At 65.3% G+C, this 18,134-nt stretch carries 12 protein-coding genes; 8 read left to right on the forward strand and 4 right to left on the reverse strand.

Translation table 11 applies throughout. From position 1 onward, the window contains the following. Positions 1 to 122: 122 nt before the first annotated feature. Entirely contained in the window at positions 123 to 4,310 is a 4,188-nt protein-coding gene (locus tag P0D87_RS10965; protein WP_053857533.1) for a YhdP family protein, read from the reverse strand. 196 nt (positions 4,311 to 4,506) lie between these two features. On the opposite strand from P0D87_RS10965, the gene glnE reads away from it, so the two are divergent. Next, positions 4,507 to 7,305 (forward strand): bifunctional [glutamate--ammonia ligase]-adenylyl-L-tyrosine phosphorylase/[glutamate--ammonia-ligase] adenylyltransferase, encoded by a 2,799-nt coding sequence (gene glnE, locus P0D87_RS10970; RefSeq protein WP_006047890.1) that lies wholly within the window; start codon positions 4,507 to 4,509, stop codon positions 7,303 to 7,305. 70 nt (positions 7,306 to 7,375) lie between these two features. Here the strand turns inward: glnE and recN are convergent, their stop codons facing one another. Beyond that, positions 7,376 to 9,046 (reverse strand): DNA repair protein RecN, encoded by a 1,671-nt coding sequence (gene recN, locus P0D87_RS10975; RefSeq protein ID WP_053857534.1) that lies wholly within the window; start codon positions 9,044 to 9,046, stop codon positions 7,376 to 7,378. A 78-nt stretch (positions 9,047 to 9,124) separates the two neighbouring features. Next, positions 9,125 to 10,027 (reverse strand): NAD kinase, encoded by a 903-nt coding sequence (locus P0D87_RS10980; protein ID WP_006047888.1) that lies wholly within the window; start codon positions 10,025 to 10,027, stop codon positions 9,125 to 9,127. A gap of 318 nt (positions 10,028 to 10,345) precedes the next feature. Here P0D87_RS10980 and hrcA point away from each other — a divergent pair, with 318 nt between their 5' ends. The 3 genes from hrcA to P0D87_RS10995 all read left to right on the forward strand — a co-directional run bounded on the left by hrcA (position 10,346) and on the right by P0D87_RS10995 (position 13,035). Continuing rightward, positions 10,346 to 11,365 carry a heat-inducible transcriptional repressor HrcA gene (hrcA, locus tag P0D87_RS10985; protein ID WP_025601566.1) on the forward strand — a complete coding sequence of 340 codons (1,020 nt, stop codon included), beginning with the start codon at positions 10,346 to 10,348 and terminating at the stop codon, positions 11,363 to 11,365. 182 nt (positions 11,366 to 11,547) lie between these two features. Beyond that, complete coding sequence (hemH, locus tag P0D87_RS10990; RefSeq protein ID WP_006047886.1) at positions 11,548 to 12,618, forward strand: ferrochelatase; 1,071 nt, start codon at positions 11,548 to 11,550, stop codon at positions 12,616 to 12,618. A gap of 9 nt (positions 12,619 to 12,627) precedes the next feature. After that, positions 12,628 to 13,035 carry an RNA-binding S4 domain-containing protein gene (locus tag P0D87_RS10995; protein ID WP_006047885.1) on the forward strand — a complete coding sequence of 136 codons (408 nt, stop codon included), beginning with the start codon at positions 12,628 to 12,630 and terminating at the stop codon, positions 13,033 to 13,035. Here P0D87_RS10995 and P0D87_RS11000 read toward each other — a convergent pair. Beyond that, complete coding sequence (locus P0D87_RS11000) at positions 13,007 to 13,168, reverse strand: hypothetical protein (protein WP_006047884.1); 162 nt, start codon at positions 13,166 to 13,168, stop codon at positions 13,007 to 13,009. The genes P0D87_RS10995 and P0D87_RS11000 overlap by 29 nt on opposite strands. A 380-nt stretch (positions 13,169 to 13,548) precedes the next feature. On the opposite strand from P0D87_RS11000, the gene grpE reads away from it, so the two are divergent. The 4 genes from grpE to dnaJ all read left to right on the forward strand — a co-directional run bounded on the left by grpE (position 13,549) and on the right by dnaJ (position 18,125). After that, positions 13,549 to 14,136: a nucleotide exchange factor GrpE gene (gene grpE, locus P0D87_RS11005; protein WP_053857535.1), complete on the forward strand. Its 588-nt coding sequence runs from the start codon at positions 13,549 to 13,551 to the stop codon at positions 14,134 to 14,136. Positions 14,137 to 14,189: 53 nt separating this feature from the next. Continuing rightward, entirely contained in the window at positions 14,190 to 14,606 is a 417-nt protein-coding gene (locus tag P0D87_RS11010) for a thioredoxin family protein (RefSeq protein WP_053857536.1), read from the forward strand. 151 nt (positions 14,607 to 14,757) lie between these two features. Beyond that, complete coding sequence (dnaK, locus tag P0D87_RS11015) at positions 14,758 to 16,716, forward strand: molecular chaperone DnaK (RefSeq protein WP_006047881.1); 1,959 nt, start codon at positions 14,758 to 14,760, stop codon at positions 16,714 to 16,716. Positions 16,717 to 16,985: 269 nt separating this feature from the next. Next, entirely contained in the window at positions 16,986 to 18,125 is a 1,140-nt protein-coding gene (gene dnaJ, locus P0D87_RS11020) for a molecular chaperone DnaJ (RefSeq protein WP_006047880.1), read from the forward strand. Positions 18,126 to 18,134: the final 9 nt, after the last annotated feature.

The following is an 18,134-nucleotide window of genomic DNA, read 5'->3' on the forward strand; positions in this document are numbered from 1 at the left end:
TACGTCGTTCAGGGCAGGCTCGTGCCGCCGGTGTGCGTCACTCGAAAGCGCCTACTGGATGCGCTGACCGAAGCCGTCCGATCGCGATCGACAAAGCCCCGGTTGCACGCTTGCTTGGACGCTCAGTTCGCGCCGGCGGTCGAAGCTGGAGCGTCCATCTTACCCCGATCGCTCTTGACCCGCTCGATGTGCGGTTTCGACCAGGAGCCCGTTATCGCATAGTCCCGCGCGAACGCGTGCGACACCGATTTGCTGAACGCGAGGTCCGCCACCAGCGCGCCCAGGCCGAGCAGCGGGTTGATCACCGCGGCCGCGACGACCGCCGCGCCCGCGCTCACCGTCGGCACGATCTTGACGTGCATGTCCTGCGTTTCCTGCGCCAGGTCGACCGAGCCTTTCATCTCGGCGCGGGCCGGCGCGGTCACCATCTCGAAGTTTTCCGTGCGGCCGATGCCGTTGCGAATCTGCGCCGTCCCCGTGACATGCTCGAAGGGCAGACCTTCGCCGATCACGTCACGGAAATTGAGCGTCGCGAAGCGCGCGAGGCTTTGCAGGCTGAGCACGCCGAGCAGCTTGGCGACGCCCGGATCGACCTTGAGAATCTGCCCATGCCGCAGATCCACGGCGATATTGCCGTTGAGCGTCGGATAGTCGATCGCCGTCGGGCCGCCGCGCCACACCATCTTGCCGTTGAGCGTGCCGCTGCCCGCCTTCAGCGTGCGTGGCTGGCCGAAGCGCTCGAGCAGGCCGCCCGCGTCCTTGATGTCGAGCTTGAAATCGAACACAGTGCGCCGCGGCGTGCTTTCGTCCGCGGCGTTGCCGAGTTCGGTCGAGGTGCGCCAGTTCGCCGTCGCGGTTAACGTGGCCGCAGGATTCGCGATATCGAGCTTGTCCAGTTGCCAGACCGGCACGCCGTCTTCGTTGAAGTTGTGCGCGAGCACTTCAAGCCGGCCGATGTCGCGGTCGCGCACGATCAGCTCGTTGACGACCAGATCGATCGACGGCATGTTTTGCGCCGGCGCCGACATCGCCTGGCCGAGCAGATCCTTGTCGGCGACCGACGGAATCACGACGCGTGCAAAGCGCGCCTGCAGCGTGCCCGGCGATGCCTTGTCGGCGCCCGGCAGCCACGAAACGTGACCGGACACCTGATTCGACGCGATGTTCGCCTGCCATTTGCCGTCCGCGTGCGAAGCGCCGACGATCACGCTCTCCCAGTGGCGCTTGAGCAGCGTCAGCGTGCCGATGTGCAGCGCGAAGCGGCTTGGCAGAAACTGCGCGACGGTCGGATTCGGGGTTGCGGGCGGGACGGGCGCGGCGGGCGCCTCGTTGCTGCGCAGTTGTGTAATCAGCGCGCGCCACGCATCGGCGTCGAATGCGTCGACGTCCACGGCGGCGATCACGCCTTCGCTCGGCAAGTCGGCCGGCCGGTTCACGCCGATGGCGCCGCGCACCACCGTCGGCGGGCTTTTCGGGTCGTAATGCAGCAGATAGCGCGCGGCGATGGGGCCGAAGTCGAGCTCGGCGCGCTCGAGTCCGCTTTCGCCGGCGAGCGTCGACGGACCGGCACTGGCGCGCAGCGGCATCGGCGTGCCGACCGGCTTGTTGAACGGCGCGGGGAAGTCGAGCGCGAGGCCGGTCAGGTCGGAGTTCGCGGTCAGTTGCGGCAGCTTGCCTTTGGCGCCGCGCACCGTGAGCGCATACGGCGCGCTGCCGCTCATGCGCGTGAGGACCTGCGCGGCCGGGCCATGCAGATCGAGGCCGCGCGCGGCCTCGACGGCGATATGGCCGTTCATGTCGAGCGCGTAGGTGCCGTCCTGTTTCAGCCCGCCGCTCGCCCGCACATCGCCGCCGAGGAACTGCGCGGTGAGCCGCTCGGTCTGCGCGCTGCGCTCGGTGAAGCGCACCTTGCCCTTCACTTGCGACAGCGGCGGCACATTAGCCACGCTCAAACGATTGTTCTGGAAACCGAGCGCGCCTTCCACGCCGATATGCGGCTTCGGCGTGCGCGGCACCGTCAGCTTCAGCGCGAGCGACGCCGGCCCTTCGGCGCGGATTTTCTCGGTCTGATGCCGCGCCATGATGCCAAGCGAGCTTTCGTTCACGTAGTCGAGCATGTCGGCGAGCGGCCCGAGCCCGTCGCCCTTGATGACCAGATTCGACTCGCGCGTGCCGAGGTCGTCGATCCTGCCGTTCACGCCGTGCAGCGCGACGCGCTTGTAGCGTGCCCGGTCGATGTCGAAGCGCAGCACGTTCTGCCTGATCTCGAACACGCCGTCGATGCCGTCGAACGCCGGCCACACGTTCGGCGTGCCGTTGCGCATGTTGCGCGGCGGGTACGGCGACGGGTCGAACTTGCCGCCCTTGAACGGCGCGACGATATGGAAGATGCCCGCTTCGGGATCGCGCGAGTAGGGGAATTTGGTGAGGTCGCCATGCACTTCGATCTTCGCGCCGCGCGACATGCCGGCCTGCAAGCCGTGGCCGAGATACATGCGCAGCTTCTCGCTGATGCTGGTCGGCAGATAGCGGACGATGCGCGACACCTGCGCGCGCTCGAAGTCGGCGGTCAGATCCAGCGAGCCGCGGCCGTGGCCGGGGTTGCTGTAGTCCGCGCTTGCTGTCGCCGCGACGTCCGCATTGGAGACGCCTAGCTCGGCCAGCTTCACCGTGAACGCCGGATGGTTCTCGCCGGGCGCCTTCGGCGAAATGGTCCAGTCGGCGCGGCCATGCAGCCGGTCGAGCGTGAGGCGCGGATCGTCGAACACGCCCGGCAGCGTGATGGCGACGTTGGACGTGTCGAGCGTGGCGGTGCCGCGGCGTTGGTCGGCGTCCACGCGGCCCCACAGATTTTCGATGCCCGGAATGCCGGCGCGCGGGTGATTGCGCGCCGTGAGCCCCGGCGGCGGCTCCTGCGCGGCGACGCTGATGCCTTGCAGGTCGCCCGTGAAGCGGTAGCGCTCGATCGGCTCCGCGCCGGTCCCATGACGGTCGCCGCCCGGCTCGCCGGATTCCGGCTTGCCGCGCTCGACTTCGATCAGGTAGTTGGCGACGAGCCCGCGCGGGTTATAGCGCACGAGGCTGTTCAGGAGCGCACGCGGCAGCGGCAGCGCGCGGCTGAACTCCGCGAGTATGCCCAGGTCGACGCGATCGCCCGACACGCTGATGAACTGCCCGTGTTGCTGCGAAGCCGTCCGGTAGTGCCCGTTCAGCGTCTGGAACGCGAGCGTGCGCGTGAGCGGCGTGCCGTCTTCGAGCGGCGGCTGACCGAGTTCGGCGCGCATGTCGTTCAGTTGCAGCTCGTAATCGCCTTGCTGCGCTTGCAGGCGCCAGCCGAAATTCGCAATCGGCAACAGCAGCTTCGGCTGCGTGGGCCGCACTCGCAGCGCCACGTCGGCGCCGGCCATTTGCCCGCTTGCCGAGGTCATGCGGCCGTCGGCGAAATCGACCCAGATTGCGTTGTCGATGCGGCCCGCAAACGTCTCGATCGGGAATTTGATGTAGCGCGCGAGCGTCGGCAGATCGACTGGCCCGGTCGAGACATACGCCTGTCCTTTCCAGTTGATCGGCTTGCCGATCGCGGCGAGCGGCGCGTGCCGGAAATGCGTGCGGAAATCGAGCGGGCCGCGCAGCAACTGGCCGTCCGGCGGCGCCTGAAGCGCGAGGCGGTGATCGTAGCCGTCGTTGAGAATGGCGATGCGGATGTCGCGCAGCGCGAGCTCCGGCGCGTCGCGCTGGGCGTCGCGCCAGCGCAGCACGCCGCCGCGCACGACGATCGCCTGCTGGCGCACGAGCCACGTCGACAAGGTGTCGTTGCCGCTATGACGCGTCGGCACCGGCACGCCGGCGACCGACAGCACGCCGTCGCCGCCGCGCGAAATCAGCACGTCGGGCTGGTCGACGATCAGACTCGACAGCGCCGGATGGAATTGCCAGAGCGAGCGCCACGACAGCGTCGCGGTGGCGTGCGGAATGGTGAGCGCGGGTTTGCCGTCATGGTCGCGGATCACCAGATTCGTGATGTCGAGCCCCGGCTGAAACCCGCTCCAATGCGGCGCCAGTTTGCCGATGGTGAACTGCGCATGCAGCTTGTCGGAGACGGTCGCTTCGATTCGCGGCCGGAACGCGTCGACGCGCGGCAGCACTACGTAGCGCAAGCCGAGAAACAGCCCCGCCGCGATGAAATAGAGGACGAGCGCGAGCGCGAGAACAACGTGGAGCGTCCGGCGCAAGACGACGTGGTCGCTTCCGCTCACAGGCCGGGCCGGCCCGGTTTCCTGCGGGTCGGCGGATTCGTTTCGCTCGGACATGCTGCGGCGGGTGGGCGTATGGTAGTTTTGCGGATTAACGACGAAATGTAACACACGGGAAAGCGTCGACAGGACTTCCGGAAAACCCTGTCAGGGGCCCGCTGCACGACCCACATCGGCGCGCAGCAAACCGTCGTGCGACGAGCCGCTGACCCGCGGTTCATGCCAATCAAGCAACGAGCGAGCCAGACCTTTGATGACTCACGCCACTCTCCTGAGTTCCAGCTATTCACATTACGCGGCGCGCGCCGTGGCGGCCCGTCCGCAACTCGTCGCGCAGGTGGCGGAGCTTGCGTCCGGGCCGTTGACGCGCGAGCGCATCGACGCCCGCTTCGACGCGCTGTGCGCCGAAGCGGCCGGCGGCGCCGACGCGCCGTTGACGGAGGCCGCATTGAAGCGCGCGTTGCGCCAGTTGCGCACGGAGGTCTTCTGCGCGGTGATGGAGCGCGACCTGGCCGGCGAGGCGGACGTCGCCGAAGTCACCGGCGCGATGACGGATCTCGCCGAGACCACGATCCAGCGCTCGCTCACGGTGCTGTCCGCCGAACTCGAAACGCTCTTCGGCGAGCCGCGCGGCCCGCAGGGCGAACGGCTCACGCTCGGCGTCGTCGGCATGGGCAAGCTCGGCGGCCGCGAGCTGAACGTCTCGTCGGACATCGACCTGATCTTCATCTACGAAGAGGACGGCGAGACGGCGGGCGGCCAGCGCGCGCCGATTGCCACGCAAGACTTTTTTACGCGCCTCGGCAAGCGCCTGATCGGCGCGCTCGCCGAAGTGACCGCCGACGGCTACGTGTTTCGCGTCGACATGCGTTTGCGTCCGAACGGCGATTCGGGACCGCTCGTGTGCAGCCTCGGCATGCTCGAGGAATATTTCTATGTGCAGGGCCGCGAGTGGGAGCGCTATGCGTGGATCAAGGGCCGGCTCGTTTCCGAAGGGACGAGCGACGCGGCGCAGCGCCTGTCGAAACAACTCGATGCGATCGTCACGCCGTTCGTCTACCGCCGTTATCTCGACTTCGGCGTGATCAGCGCAATCCGCGCGCTGCATCTGCAGATTCGCCAGGAGGCGCAGCGCCGCGCGTCGATGCGCCCCGACAAGGCCGACGACATCAAGCTCGGACGCGGCGGCATCCGCGAAATCGAATTTAGCGCGCAGGTGTTCCAACTGATTCGCGGCGGCCAGGACGCCGGTTTCCGGGTGCGCCCCACGCTCGCCGTGTTGCGGCACGCCGCGACGCACGGGCTGATCGACACGTCGGTGTGCGTGAAGCTCTCACAGGCTTATCGCTTTTTGCGCGAGCTCGAACATCGGCTGCAATATCGCAACGACGCGCAGACGCACGCGATGCCGGTCGATTCCGAGGAACGCGTGGCGCTCGCGCGCGCAATGGGCTGCGACGACTATCCGATGCTGATGGAGCGGCTCGACGCGCATCGGGAATTCGTCGAACAGCAGTTCGACCAGATTTTCGCCGACAAGGTGAGCGGCCGCGACGGCTGCGGCGCGCCCGAAGACGGCGCGGCAGTGTGGGTCTGGAGCAGCGCGCTCGCGGACGACAGCGCGGCGGAGGCGCTGCATGCGCGTCTCGTCGAACTGGGCGTGGCCGAGCCCGCCGATCTGCTCGCGCGGCTGCGCGGCGTCTGGCAATCGTCGCGCTATGCCGGACTCGCGGAGCGCAGCCGGCAGCGCTTCGACATCGTCGCGCAGCGCGCGCTCGAAGCCGCGCGCACGCTCGAGCCGCCCGAGCGGCGCGGCGACACGCTCGCGCGTCTGTTCGATCTGCTCGAAGCCGTGGGCCGGCGCGGCGCGTACCTCGCGCTGCTCACCGAGTATCCGCAAGCGCTGCATCGGGTGCTGTCGGTGCTGGGCGCGTCGCGCTGGGCAGCCGGTTATCTGATCCGCCATCCGCAACTGCTCGACGAACTGCTCGACGACGAAGCGCTGAACACGCCGTTCGACTGGCCCGAGTTCAAGCGCACGCTGCGCTTGCGGCTGGCCGCGGCGGACGGCGTCGAGCAGCAGATGGACTTGCTGCGCCACGCGCACCAGGCCGAGGTGTTCCGTATTCTGCTGATCGACCTCGCGGGCAAGCTGAGCGTCGAGCATGTGAGCGACCGTCTGTCCGAACTCGCCGATGCCGTGCTCGACGTCACGCTCGAAGCCGTCTGGAAGCAGTTGCCGAAGCGCCACCGCGACGCGCCGCGATTCGCGGTGATCGCTTACGGCAAGCTGGGCGGCAAGGAGTTGGGTTATGCATCGGACCTCGACGTGATCTTTCTCTACGACGATCCCGACGATGCCGCTTCCGACATCTATTCGACCTACACCCGCCGCCTGATTACATGGCTGACGACCGCGACCGGCGCGGGCACGCTGTTCGACGTCGATCTGCGCTTGCGGCCGAACGGCGAGTCGGGCCTGCTCGTTACCGATCTCGACGCGTTCCGCCGTTATCAGTTGCGCGAGGGCGACGCGGCCAACACCGCGTGGGTGTGGGAGCACCAGGCGCTGACTCGCGCGCGCTACTGCGCCGGCGACGCGCAGATCGGCGCGCAGTTCGAGGCGATCCGCGAACAGGTGCTGACGACGCCGCGCGACGCCGCGCAGCTTGCGGGCGAAATCGTGGAGATGCGCGAGCGCGTCGCCGCCGGGCATCCGAACCACACGACGCTGTTCGATCTCAAGCACGATCGCGGCGGGATGGTCGACATCGAGTTCACCGTGCAGTATTGGGTGCTGTTGCATGCGGCGCGCGATCCCGAGCTGATCCGCAATACGGGCAACATTGCGCTGTTGCGCGAGGTGTCGCGTCTTGGGCTGATGAGCGAGGCGGAAGCGGAGACGGTCGGCGCCGCTTATCGCACGTACCGCAAGCTGCAGCACAAGCTGCGGCTCGATGGGATGGAGAAGGCGCGAGTCGAGCCGGGGTTGGTCGCGGCCGAGAGAGATGCGGTGCTTGGGCTTTGGGAGCGGGTGTTTGGGCGAGGGTGAGGTGGGGTTTTTGAGGATGGGGGCGGGTAGCGGGCGACTAGCAGCCCGACCGCCGCCCGCAACTCACCACCTACGCCGCCAGCATTTCCTTCGCGTGCTTGCGCGTGGTCGGCGTGATCTCCAGGCCGCCGAGCATGCGCGCGACTTCTTCGACGCGGCTCGTCTTGTCGAGCGAAACGACGCTGCTCACCGTGCCGCCCTTGCCGTTGCCGGCCTTCGCCACCTGGAAATGATGATCGCCACGCGCGGCGACCTGCGGCAAGTGCGTCACGCAAAGCACCTGGCGCGCTTCGCCGAGTTGATGCAACAGCCGTCCGACCACTTCGGCGACGCCGCCGCCGATTCCCGTATCCACTTCGTCGAAGATCAGTGTGGGCGTCGGGCTCGCGGCACTCGCGATCACGGCGAGCGCAAGGCTGATACGCGCGAGTTCGCCGCCCGACGCGACCTTCGCGAGCGGCCGCAGCGGCACGCCCGCATGACCTGCGACGCGGAACTCGACCTGCTCCAGGCCATGCGCGCCGCCTTCGGGTAACGGCACGAGCGCGACCTCGAAGCTGCCGCCTTTCATCGACAGTTCCTGCATGCCTGTGGTGACCGCGGCGCCGAGCGCTTTGCCGGCCTTGGCGCGCGCCTTCGAGAGCTTCTTTGCTTCGGCGAGGAAGTCCTCGCGCGCTTTGGCTTCGGCTGCGTGCAGGCTGTCGAGGTCCGCGGCGGCGTCGAGCGCGGCAAGCTGCGCGCGGCGCGTCTCGTGTTCCTCGGGCAGCGTTTCGGGCTGCAAACGGAATTTGCGCGCCGCCGAATGCAATGCGTCGAGGCGCTTTTCGACTTGTGCGAGCCGGTCCGGGTCGAGTTCCAGCTTCTGCGCGTAATGGCTCAATGAATACGCGGCTTCCTGAAGCTGGATCTCGGCGGGTTCGAGCGCGGCCAGCACGTCGTTCAGGGCCGGGTCGATATCGGCAAGGTCGCGCACCTTCGAGACGATCGACGCCAGGTGCGTGATCATTGCCTCGTCCGATTCGGAGAGCGCATTCAGCGCGCCTTGCACACCGTCGATCAGATTCGCCGAATGCGACAGCCGCCGATGCTCCGCGTTGACTTCTTCCCATTCGCCCGGCTGCGGCGCGAGCTTGTCCAGCTCGGCAAGCTGCCATGCCAGACGCTCGCGTTCCAGCTGCAATTCGCGGTCGCGGGTTTGCGCGTGCTCGACCGCCTGCACCTTCTCGCGCCAGGCGCGCCACGCGCGCGTGACGCTCGCGGACAGCTCGGTCAGCCCTGCATGCGTGTCGAACAGCTCGCGCTGCGCGTCGGGCCGCATCAGCAACTGGTGCGCGTGCTGGCCGTGAATATCCACCAGCATTTCGCCGACTTCGCGCAGTTGCGCGAGCGTCGCCGCGGTGCCGTTGATGAACGCGCGCGAGCGGCCGTTCGCATCCACCACGCGGCGCAGCATCACAGTGCCGCCGTGCTGGCCGTCCGCCGCGGCCGTGCTCAACGCCTGCTCGTCGAGCCACTGGTCCACTTGCGCGTGCGTGTCGAATTCGGCGGTGATGTCGGCGCGGGTCTCGCCGGTCCGCACGACGTTCGCGTCGGCGCGCGCACCCAGCGCGAGCGCCAGCGCGTCGATCAGGATCGACTTGCCGGCGCCGGTTTCGCCGGAGAAAACGGTAAAGCCGCTGTCGAATTCGAGGTCGAGCGCGGCGACGATGACGAAGTCGCGTATCGAGAGGTGGCGAAGCATGGAAGTCGTTTGTGCTTGTCGGTGAGCTTGGTATCGGGTTTTACGAACTGCGCGCTTGCGGTCCGGCGTCCGCGCCGGTCACGGCTTGGGATCTTCCTCGTGCGACGGGTATTCGTTCCAGTGCAGCTTCTTGCGCAGCGTCGCGAAATAGCTGTAGCCGACCGGATGCAGCATCGGCACCGTATGACGCGAGCGGCGCACTTCGATTGAGTCGCCGAGTTCCAGCGACGTGAACGACTGCATGTCGAAATTGACGTTCACCTCGCGCCCCGAAACGATCTGGATGCTGACCTTCGAATCGTCCGGCAGCACGATGGGCCGGTTCGACAGCGCATGCGGCGCGATCGGCACGAGCACGATGCCCTGCAGTTGCGGATGCAGAATCGGCCCTTGCGACGACAGCGCGTACGCCGTCGAGCCGGTCGGCGTGGCGACGATCAGTCCGTCCGAACGCTGGTTGTACATGAAGCGCCCATCCACCGACACATGCAGCTCCGCCATGCCCGAAAAGCCGCTGCGATTCACCACGACGTCATTGAACGCGAGCGCGTGATAGATCGGATTGCCCTGGCGCATGATGCGCGCTTCGAGCAGCACGCGTTCCTCGCGCTCGAAGTTGCCCGCCAGCATTTGCGGCACGGTCACGCTCATGTCGGAGATCGGGATGTCGGTAATGAAGCCCAGCCGTCCGTGATTGATGCCGATGAGCGGCGTGCGGTACGGCGCCAGTTGCCGGCCGATGCCGAGCATCGTGCCGTCGCCGCCGAGCACGACAGCCACGTCGGCGCGCGCGCCGATTTCGGCGGGGCGCAGCGCCGGATAGTCGGTTACGCCGATTTCGGCCGCGGTGTCGGCTTCGAAAACGACTTCGAAGCCGCGCTTCGCGATGCACGTGGCGAGCGCGGTCAGCGGGTCGCGGATGCCCGGCGTATTGTTGCGCCCGACGAGCGCGACAGTCTTGAACTGGCTGGTTACTTGCATGCCGGCATTACACCATAGGTAGGGCCTGAAAAGAACGGGGCCGGGACGCCGCGGCCGGCCGTTCGCAGCGGGCCGTGAGCGCAGTGCGGGATTATCGTTAGAATGGTGAAGCCTTGATGACATGCGCGCCGCGCAAACCGCACCGGCGCGCGGCTGGCCGGACCGTCGGCAACGGGGCCGGCGGCACGCCCGACACAATGCGGCACGTTGTGCTGGAACGAGCGCAAGGCGCGGTCCCGGCGGGCGGCGGGAAATTCGCCGGTGATGGGCGCCGTCGGCGCTCGCGGTAGTCGCCTCATTGAGCTAAAATTTTTCGTCATGCTAGATCCTCGCGCACAAACCCTCCTGAAAACGCTGATCGAGCGCTACATTGCCGAAGGTCAGCCGGTCGGCTCGCGCACGTTGTCGCGCTATTCGGGCCTGGAGTTGAGCCCGGCAACCATCCGCAACGTCATGTCGGATCTCGAGGATCTCGGGCTCGTCATCAGTCCGCATACTTCGGCGGGACGCATTCCCACGCCGCGCGGCTACCGGCTGTTCGTCGACACCATGCTCACGGTCGAATCCGCCGCGGACGAAGAGGCGGTCACCCGCACGGTCAAGACTACGCTGCAGGCAGGCGAGCCGCAGAAAATCGTCGCGGCCGCGGCGAGCGTGCTCTCGAATCTGTCGCAGTTCGCCGGTGTCGTGCTGACGCCGCGGCGCAGTCACGTGTTCAAGCAGATCGAGTTCATGCGGCTGTCGGACAAGCGCATTCTGCTCATCATCGTGACGCCGGAAGGCGACGTGCAGAACCGCATGATGGCGACCCAGCGCGACTTTTCGCCGTCCGAGCTCGTGGAGGCTTCGAACTACATCAACGCGCACTTCGCCGGCCTGTCTTTCGACGAAGTGCGCCGCCGCCTGCGCGAAGAAATCGACCAGTTGCGCGGCGACATGACCACGCTCATGCACGCGGCCGTCACGGCGAGCACGGACGAATCCGACACCGGCGAGACCGTGCTGATTTCGGGCGAGCGCAATCTGCTCGAAGTCGCCGATCTTTCCTCGGACATGGCGCGCCTGCGCAAGCTGTTCGATGTGTTCGACCAAAAGACCAGTCTCCTTCAGTTGCTGGATGTGTCGAGTCATGCGGCCGGCGTGCAGATCTTCATAGGCGGCGAGTCCAACCTCGTGCCTATCGAGGAAATGAGCGTCGTCACCGCGCCCTATGAGGTGAACGGCAAGATCGTCGGCACGCTCGGGGTGATCGGCCCGACGCGGATGGCGTACAACCGCGTCATCCCGATCGTGGACATCACCGCAAGACTGCTTTCGCTCACGCTAAGTCAGCAGTAGCGGTCAACGCCGCGGCGGTCGATGCGGCACATCATGCGCGAGCGCGCGCCGCTTGCCAATTAGCCGAACGGCCAGGGGCGCCTGGGGCGCGCGGCCACGAAGGCCGCCGCCATAGGGCGCACCGCTATAATGAATCTCACCTGTTCAACCCTCCGCTCACTGCGGTTACCCGGCTATAGCCTATGCGCTTCGACCTCGAGCGGCCTTCGCAGAACGCCACGTCGCACCGTGTTGCCGTGCTGCTGATCAACCTCGGCACGCCCGACGCGCCAACTCCGCGGGCGGTTCGCCGCTATCTCGCGCAGTTCCTGTCCGACCCTCGGGTGGTCGAGATTCCGGCGCTGCTGTGGCAGATCATTCTGCGGTTGCTGATCCTGCCGTTCAGAGGCCGCGCGTCCGCGAAGAAATATGCGGCCGTCTGGATGCCCGAAGGCTCGCCGCTGCGCGTCTATACGGAAAAGCAGGTGGAAGCGTTGCGCCATCTGCTGCAGTTGAACGACTACACGGTGCTCGTCGAATACGCGATGCGTTACGGCACGCCGGGCATTCCCGCGATGCTGAATCAGCTCAAGCTCGCGGGCGCCGAGCGGGTGCTGCTCGTGCCGATGTATCCGCAGTATTCGTCGTCGACCACGGCGACCGCTTTCGACGACGCCTTCTCCGCGATGAAGCGCATGCGCAATCAGCCGGAGATCCGCACGGTGCGTCAATACGCCGATCATCCGGCATATATCGCGGCGCTCGCGGCGCAGGTGCGTCACTACTGGCATCTTCATGGCCAGCCGGATTTCGCGGCGGGCGACAAACTCGTGTTGAGCTTTCATGGCGTGCCCAAACGCACGCTGGATCTCGGCGATCCGTATCACGAGCAGTGTCAGACAACCGGCGCGCTGCTGATGCAGGCGCTTGGTCTCACGTCGGTGGAATGCCGCATCACCTTCCAGTCGCGCTTCGGCAAGGCCGAGTGGCTGCAGCCCTACACGGCGCCCACGTTGAAGGAACTCGGCGCGGCAGGCGTGCGGCGTGCTGATGTATTTTGTCCGGGCTTCACGGCCGACTGCCTGGAGACGATCGAAGAAATCGGCATGGAAGTGCGCGACGAATTCCTGCATGCGGGCGGCAAGGAATTTCACCGCATTCCGTGTGTGAACGCGTCGCAGGCGTGGATCGCCGCGCTCGGCGAAATCGTCGCGCAGAATCTGCAAGGCTGGCCGGTGCAGGCAGTACCCGTGCCGCATAACACAGCGGCTTGACGAGACTTCATGAACTACAGGATTTCAACCGAACCGGGCGCGAAACTGCGCATCGACAAATGGCTTTGGGCGGCGCGCTTCTTCAAGACGCGTTCGCTCGCGGCGGATGCTGTCGAGAAAGGGCGCGTGCGCATCGGCGGGGCCAATGTGAAGCCGGCCAAGGACGTGCGGGTCGGCGACCTGGTCGAGATCGAGATCGAGCGCTTCGTGTGGCAGGTGCAGGTGCTGGGCGTGTGCGAGGTGCGCGGTCCGGCGACCGTCGCGCAGACGCTCTACGCCGAGACCGACGAAAGCCGCGAAAAACGCAAGGCCGAGCAGGAGCGCCGCAAGACCTATCGCGAGCCGGCCGAGGCATTGCATGGCCGCCCGACCAAGCGCGACCGCCGCACTATCGACAGATTTTCAGGTGGGGATTGAACAGCTGTTCCATGGTCGCGTTCACGCCGCCGTATTCGGTGGTGTGGTCGTTGACCGCCCCGGACATACAGATGGTCGTGGTGCCCGCAACGAGTACCAGTGCGACCACCGAGATTGCAAAGGTCAGTTTCACGGTACCCCCTTATGGGATGTTGCAGCAAAGAAACGAGCTAGCCGGGTGGAAATTGCAAGAGGGCGGAAAGGATTACGTCAGATTAGGGTTAACGAGGTTTTTCCGCTGCGTTACTGGAGCATAGGTCACTTGCTGTTCGCGCTCAATCTGAATCTGATTGCGCCGCGCTAATGGTTGTAACCGCGCGTTTCCGCCAGCGGCGCCCGCTCTGAAAATTTCGGCCGAGGCGCTTGAAATGGGCGCTTGCGGCCCCACCTGCCGTTCCGATACGCGGTGGCGCGTTCGAATGTTTGTCGCGATTTTGCAACGCACAAAAGTCGCGGCGCATTCATGCGTTGCCGCCGCCGTTGGCTTTTAAATCTTTAACGACTTTCAGCGACATGGAAAACACGCAAGAGAACCCGACGAGCCAGAATCCCACGCCCGCGGACGAAACCGAGCGCCCGGCCGCCGAGGCGGCCACTCCCGAGCAGGAAGCCGCGGCGAGCGTCGCCACGGACACGCCGGCAGCCACGGGTGCCGAAGCTGCGTTGGCTGAAGCGCAGGCCAAGATCGCCGAGTTGCAGGAGAGCTTCCTGCGGGCCAAGGCCGAGACCGAGAACGTGCGTCGCCGCGCGCAGGAAGACGTCGCGAAGGCGCATAAATTTGCCATCGAGAGCTTCGCCGAGCATCTGCTGCCGGTGATCGACAGCCTGGAAGCTGCCGTCGCCCATTCTTCCGACGACCTCGCGAAAGTGCGCGAAGGCGTCGAACTCACGCTGCGCCAGCTCACGGGCGCGCTGGAGAAGGGCCGCGTCGTCGCGCTGAATCCGGTCGGCGAGAAGTTCGACCCGCATCGCCATCAGGCCATTTCGATGGTGCCGGCGGATCAGGAGCCGAACACGGTGGTCGCCGTGCTGCAAAAGGGCTTCGTGATCGCCGACCGCGTGCTGCGTCCGGCGCTCGTGACGGTGGCCGCGCCGAAGTAAGCGCCCGTCGCAGGCAGTTCGCCAGGTCCACGTAGACACCAGGTAACCCGATCATGGCCAACATTCCCGTCGACGCAACCGCGTTTTCGGTCTTCGACATGAAGGAGCTGAGCGCCGAATCGTTCGACGCGGGCCTCGCCGAAGCAGGCGACGAACTCGCGGTGGTGTTCTTCTGGGGCCTCGACTGCTTCAATTGCGAGATCGCGAAGAAGGCGATGCTGGCGCAACCTGAGGCGATCCGGGCGCTCGGTCTGCGGTGGTTTCACAGCAATGTCTACGAGCACCGCGAGCTCGGGCGGCGCTTCATGCTTCACGGCGTGCCTACGTGGTTCTTTTTTCATCGCGGCAAACGGCTTGGCCGCGCAACCGGCTGGCACGGTCTTGGGCAGTTCCAGGCCGCTGTCGCCGCGGCGCGGCAGAAGATTCAGGCGGTTTCTGGCCAAACGCCGGGTGAAACGCCGGTCGATTGAAAAAAATTAAAGACCGCATCGCAAAAGAGGTCTTGAAAACGATGCGGACGCACTTATGTTCAGTGCAGTGTGAATTCAGGGCGGATCGCCTTGCCGCCAAACGGCAAACAGGGCGCTTCCCGCAGCGATCAAAGTCAGGAGATTAGTAAAAATGGGCAAAATCATCGGTATCGACCTCGGCACGACCAACTCGTGCGTGGCGATCATGGAAGGCAATTCGGTCAAGGTGATCGAGAACTCGGAAGGTGCGCGCACCACGCCGTCGATCATCGCGTATATGGAAGACGGCGAGATTCTCGTCGGCGCGCCTGCCAAGCGTCAGTCGGTCACGAACCCGAAGAACACGCTGTACGCGGTGAAGCGCCTGATCGGTCGCCGCTTCGAAGAGAAGGAAGTTCAGAAAGACATCGGCCTGATGCCGTACAAGATCATGAAGGCCGAGAACGGCGACGCATGGGTCGAAGTGCGCGATCAGAAGCTCGCTCCGCCGCAGATCTCCGCGGAAGTGCTGCGCAAGATGAAGAAGACCGCTGAAGACTACCTCGGCGAGCCGGTCACCGAAGCAGTGATCACGGTTCCCGCGTACTTCAACGACAGCCAGCGTCAGGCAACCAAAGATGCGGGCCGCATCGCCGGTCTGGAAGTCAAGCGCATCATCAACGAACCGACCGCAGCCGCGCTCGCGTTCGGTCTCGACAAGAACGAGAAGGGCGACCGCAAGATCGCCGTGTATGACCTGGGCGGCGGTACGTTCGACGTGTCGATCATCGAAATCGCGGACGTCGACGGTGAGAAGCAGTTCGAAGTGCTGTCCACGAACGGCGACACGTTCCTCGGCGGTGAAGACTTCGACCAGCGCATCATCGACTACATCATCGGCGAGTTCAAGAAAGAGCAAGGCGTCGATCTGTCGAAAGACGTGCTCGCGCTGCAGCGCCTGAAGGAATCGGCTGAAAAGGCCAAGATCGAGCTGTCGTCGAGCCAGCAGACCGAAATCAACCTGCCGTACATCACGGCTGACGCGTCGGGTCCGAAGCATTTGAATCTGAAGATCACGCGCGCCAAGCTGGAAGCGCTGGTTGAGGAGCTGATCGAACGCACGATCGAACCGTGCCGCGTGGCGATCAAGGACGCAGGCGTGAAGGTCGGCGAAATCGACGACGTGATTCTGGTCGGCGGTATGACCCGCATGCCGAAGGTGCAGGAAAAGGTTAAGGAATTCTTCGGCAAGGACCCGCGCCGCGACGTGAACCCGGACGAAGCCGTGGCCGTTGGCGCCGCGATTCAAGGTCAGGTTCTGTCGGGTGACCGCAAGGACGTTCTGCTGCTCGACGTGACCCCGCTGTCGCTCGGCATCGAAACGCTCGGCGGCGTGATGACGAAGATGATCAACAAGAACACCACGATCCCGACCAAGCATTCGCAGGTCTACTCGACGGCCGACGACAACCAGAGCGCCGTGACGATCAAGGTGTATCAGGGCGAACGCGAAATGGCGGCGGGCAACAAGCTGCTCGGCGAGTTCAACCTGGAAGGTATTCCGCCGGCACCGCGCGGCACGCCGCAGATCGAGGTGAGCTTCGACATCGACGCAAACGGCATTCTGCACGTCGGCGCGAAGGACAAGGCGACCGGCAAGGAAAACCGTATCACGATCAAGGCGAACTCGGGTCTGTCTGAAGCCGAAATCGAGAAGATGGTGAAGGACGCCGAAGCCAACGCGGAAGAAGATCACAAGCTGCGTGAGCTGGCCGATGCCCGCAACCAGGGCGACGCGCTGGTCCATAGCACGAAGAAGGCGCTCACCGAATACGGCGACAAGCTGGAAGCTGCCGAGAAGGAAAAGATCGAATCCGCGCTGAAGGACCTCGAAGAAACGCTGAAGAGCGGTTCGAGCGACAAGGCGGCGATCGAAGCCAAGATCGAAGCAGTGGCCACGGCCTCGCAGAAGATGGGCGAGAAGATGTACGCCGACATGCAGGCTGCGCAAGGTGCCGAAGCTGCGGCAGCAGGCGCGGCGGGCGCGAGCGCGGGTGCATCGGCGGGTGGCGCGAGCCAGCCGCAGGACGATGTGGTCGACGCCGACTTCAAGGAAGTCAAGAAAGACTAAAGCCAGGTCGCATTCCGACCGTAAAGCCGCACACGGGTTTTGTGTGCGGCCCGGCTGCACAAGGGACCGCGCCCATCCGGACGCGGGAACGTGCAAGAGCGGTTATCACGCCTGGCGAGCCTTTTAGGCTCTCCGGGCACATTTGTTTTATGGAGGGCGTTGTTTTTTGCCGTATTCAGGCGGCATGAAACAGCGGCCGGACGAGTCGTGAGACTCCAGCATTCAAGAGGAGCCACCGCGCGGCATTGCGCGAGGGGCGTTGAACCGATATGGCGAAACGGGATTACTACGAGGTTCTGGGCGTCGCAAAGAACGCGAGCGACGACGAAATCAAGAAGGCTTATCGCAAGCTGGCGATGAAGCATCACCCCGACCGCAATCCGGGCAACAAGGATGCGGAAGAGCATTTCAAGGAGGTGAAGGAAGCCTACGAAATGCTCTCGGACTCGCAAAAGCGCGCCGCGTATGACCAGTATGGTCACGCGGGCGTCGATCCGAACATGGGCGGAGCCGGCGCGCAAGGCTTCGGCGGTTTTGCCGATGCGTTCGGCGATATCTTCGGCGACATCTTCGGCCAGGCGGCCGGGGGCGCCGCGCGCGGCGGTGGCCGTGCGGGCCCGCAGGTGTATCGCGGCGCCGACTTGCGCTACAGCATGGAAATCACGCTCGAGCAGGCGGCGCACGGCTACGAAACGCAGATTCGCGTGCCGAGCTGGGTCTCGTGCGAAGTCTGTCACGGCTCGGGCGCGAAACCCGGCACGAAGCCGGAAACCTGTCCGACGTGTAGCGGTTCGGGCGCGGTGCGCATGTCGCAAGGCTTCTTCAGCATTCAGCAAACGTGTCCGAAGTGTCACGGCACCGGCACCTATATTCCCGAGCCCTGCGGTCACTGCCACGGCGCGGGCAAGGTGAAGGAAACCAAGACGCTCGAAGTGAAGATTCCGGCAGGTATCGACGACGGCATGCGCATCCGTTCCGCCGGCAACGGCGAACCGGGCATCAACGGCGGACCGTCGGGCGATCTGTACGTCGAGATTCACATCAAGCAGCACTCGGTGTTCGAGCGCGACGGCGACGATCTGCATTGCCAGATGCCGATTCCCTTCACCACGGCAGCATTGGGCGGCGAGATCGAAGTGCCGACGCTTGCCGGCCGCGCGAGCTTCACGGTGCCCGAAGGCACGCAGTCGGGCAAGACGTTCCGGTTGCGCGGCAAGGGCATCAAGGGCCTGCGTTCGAGCATTCCCGGCGACCTGTACGTGCATGTGCAGGTCGAAACGCCGGTCAAGCTCACCGAACCGCAGCGCGATCTGCTGAAGCAATTCGAGAAGGCTTTGGTGGAAGGCGGCGCGCGGCATAGCCCGCAAAGCAAGAGCTGGTTCGACCGGGTGAAGAGCTTCTTCGATTAATGGCGGTTT

Origin of the sequence: Paraburkholderia sp. RL17-368-BIF-A (genome assembly GCF_046054045.1) — a bacterium.
Classification (GTDB): Bacteria; Pseudomonadota; Gammaproteobacteria; order Burkholderiales; family Burkholderiaceae; genus Paraburkholderia; species Paraburkholderia graminis.

What these genes read in the sequence shown, in the direction of transcription:
- dnaK (WP_006047881.1), top strand. Translation starts at nt 14,758, where the DNA reads ATGGGCAAAATCATCGGTATCGACCTCGGCACGACCAACTCGTGCGTG.
- P0D87_RS10965 (WP_053857533.1), bottom strand. Translation starts at nt 4,310, where the DNA reads ATGTCCGAGCGAAACGAATCCGCCGACCCGCAGGAAACCGGGCCGGCC.
- P0D87_RS10995 (WP_006047885.1), top strand. Translation starts at nt 12,628, where the DNA reads ATGAACTACAGGATTTCAACCGAACCGGGCGCGAAACTGCGCATCGAC.
- recN (WP_053857534.1), bottom strand. Translation starts at nt 9,046, where the DNA reads ATGCTTCGCCACCTCTCGATACGCGACTTCGTCATCGTCGCCGCGCTC.
- glnE (WP_006047890.1), top strand. Translation starts at nt 4,507, where the DNA reads ATGACTCACGCCACTCTCCTGAGTTCCAGCTATTCACATTACGCGGCG.
- hemH (WP_006047886.1), top strand. Translation starts at nt 11,548, where the DNA reads ATGCGCTTCGACCTCGAGCGGCCTTCGCAGAACGCCACGTCGCACCGT.
- P0D87_RS10980 (WP_006047888.1), bottom strand. Translation starts at nt 10,027, where the DNA reads ATGCAAGTAACCAGCCAGTTCAAGACTGTCGCGCTCGTCGGGCGCAAC.
- dnaJ (WP_006047880.1), top strand. Translation starts at nt 16,986, where the DNA reads ATGGCGAAACGGGATTACTACGAGGTTCTGGGCGTCGCAAAGAACGCG.
- grpE (WP_053857535.1), top strand. Translation starts at nt 13,549, where the DNA reads ATGGAAAACACGCAAGAGAACCCGACGAGCCAGAATCCCACGCCCGCG.
- hrcA (WP_025601566.1), top strand. Translation starts at nt 10,346, where the DNA reads ATGCTAGATCCTCGCGCACAAACCCTCCTGAAAACGCTGATCGAGCGC.
- P0D87_RS11010 (WP_053857536.1), top strand. Translation starts at nt 14,190, where the DNA reads ATGGCCAACATTCCCGTCGACGCAACCGCGTTTTCGGTCTTCGACATG.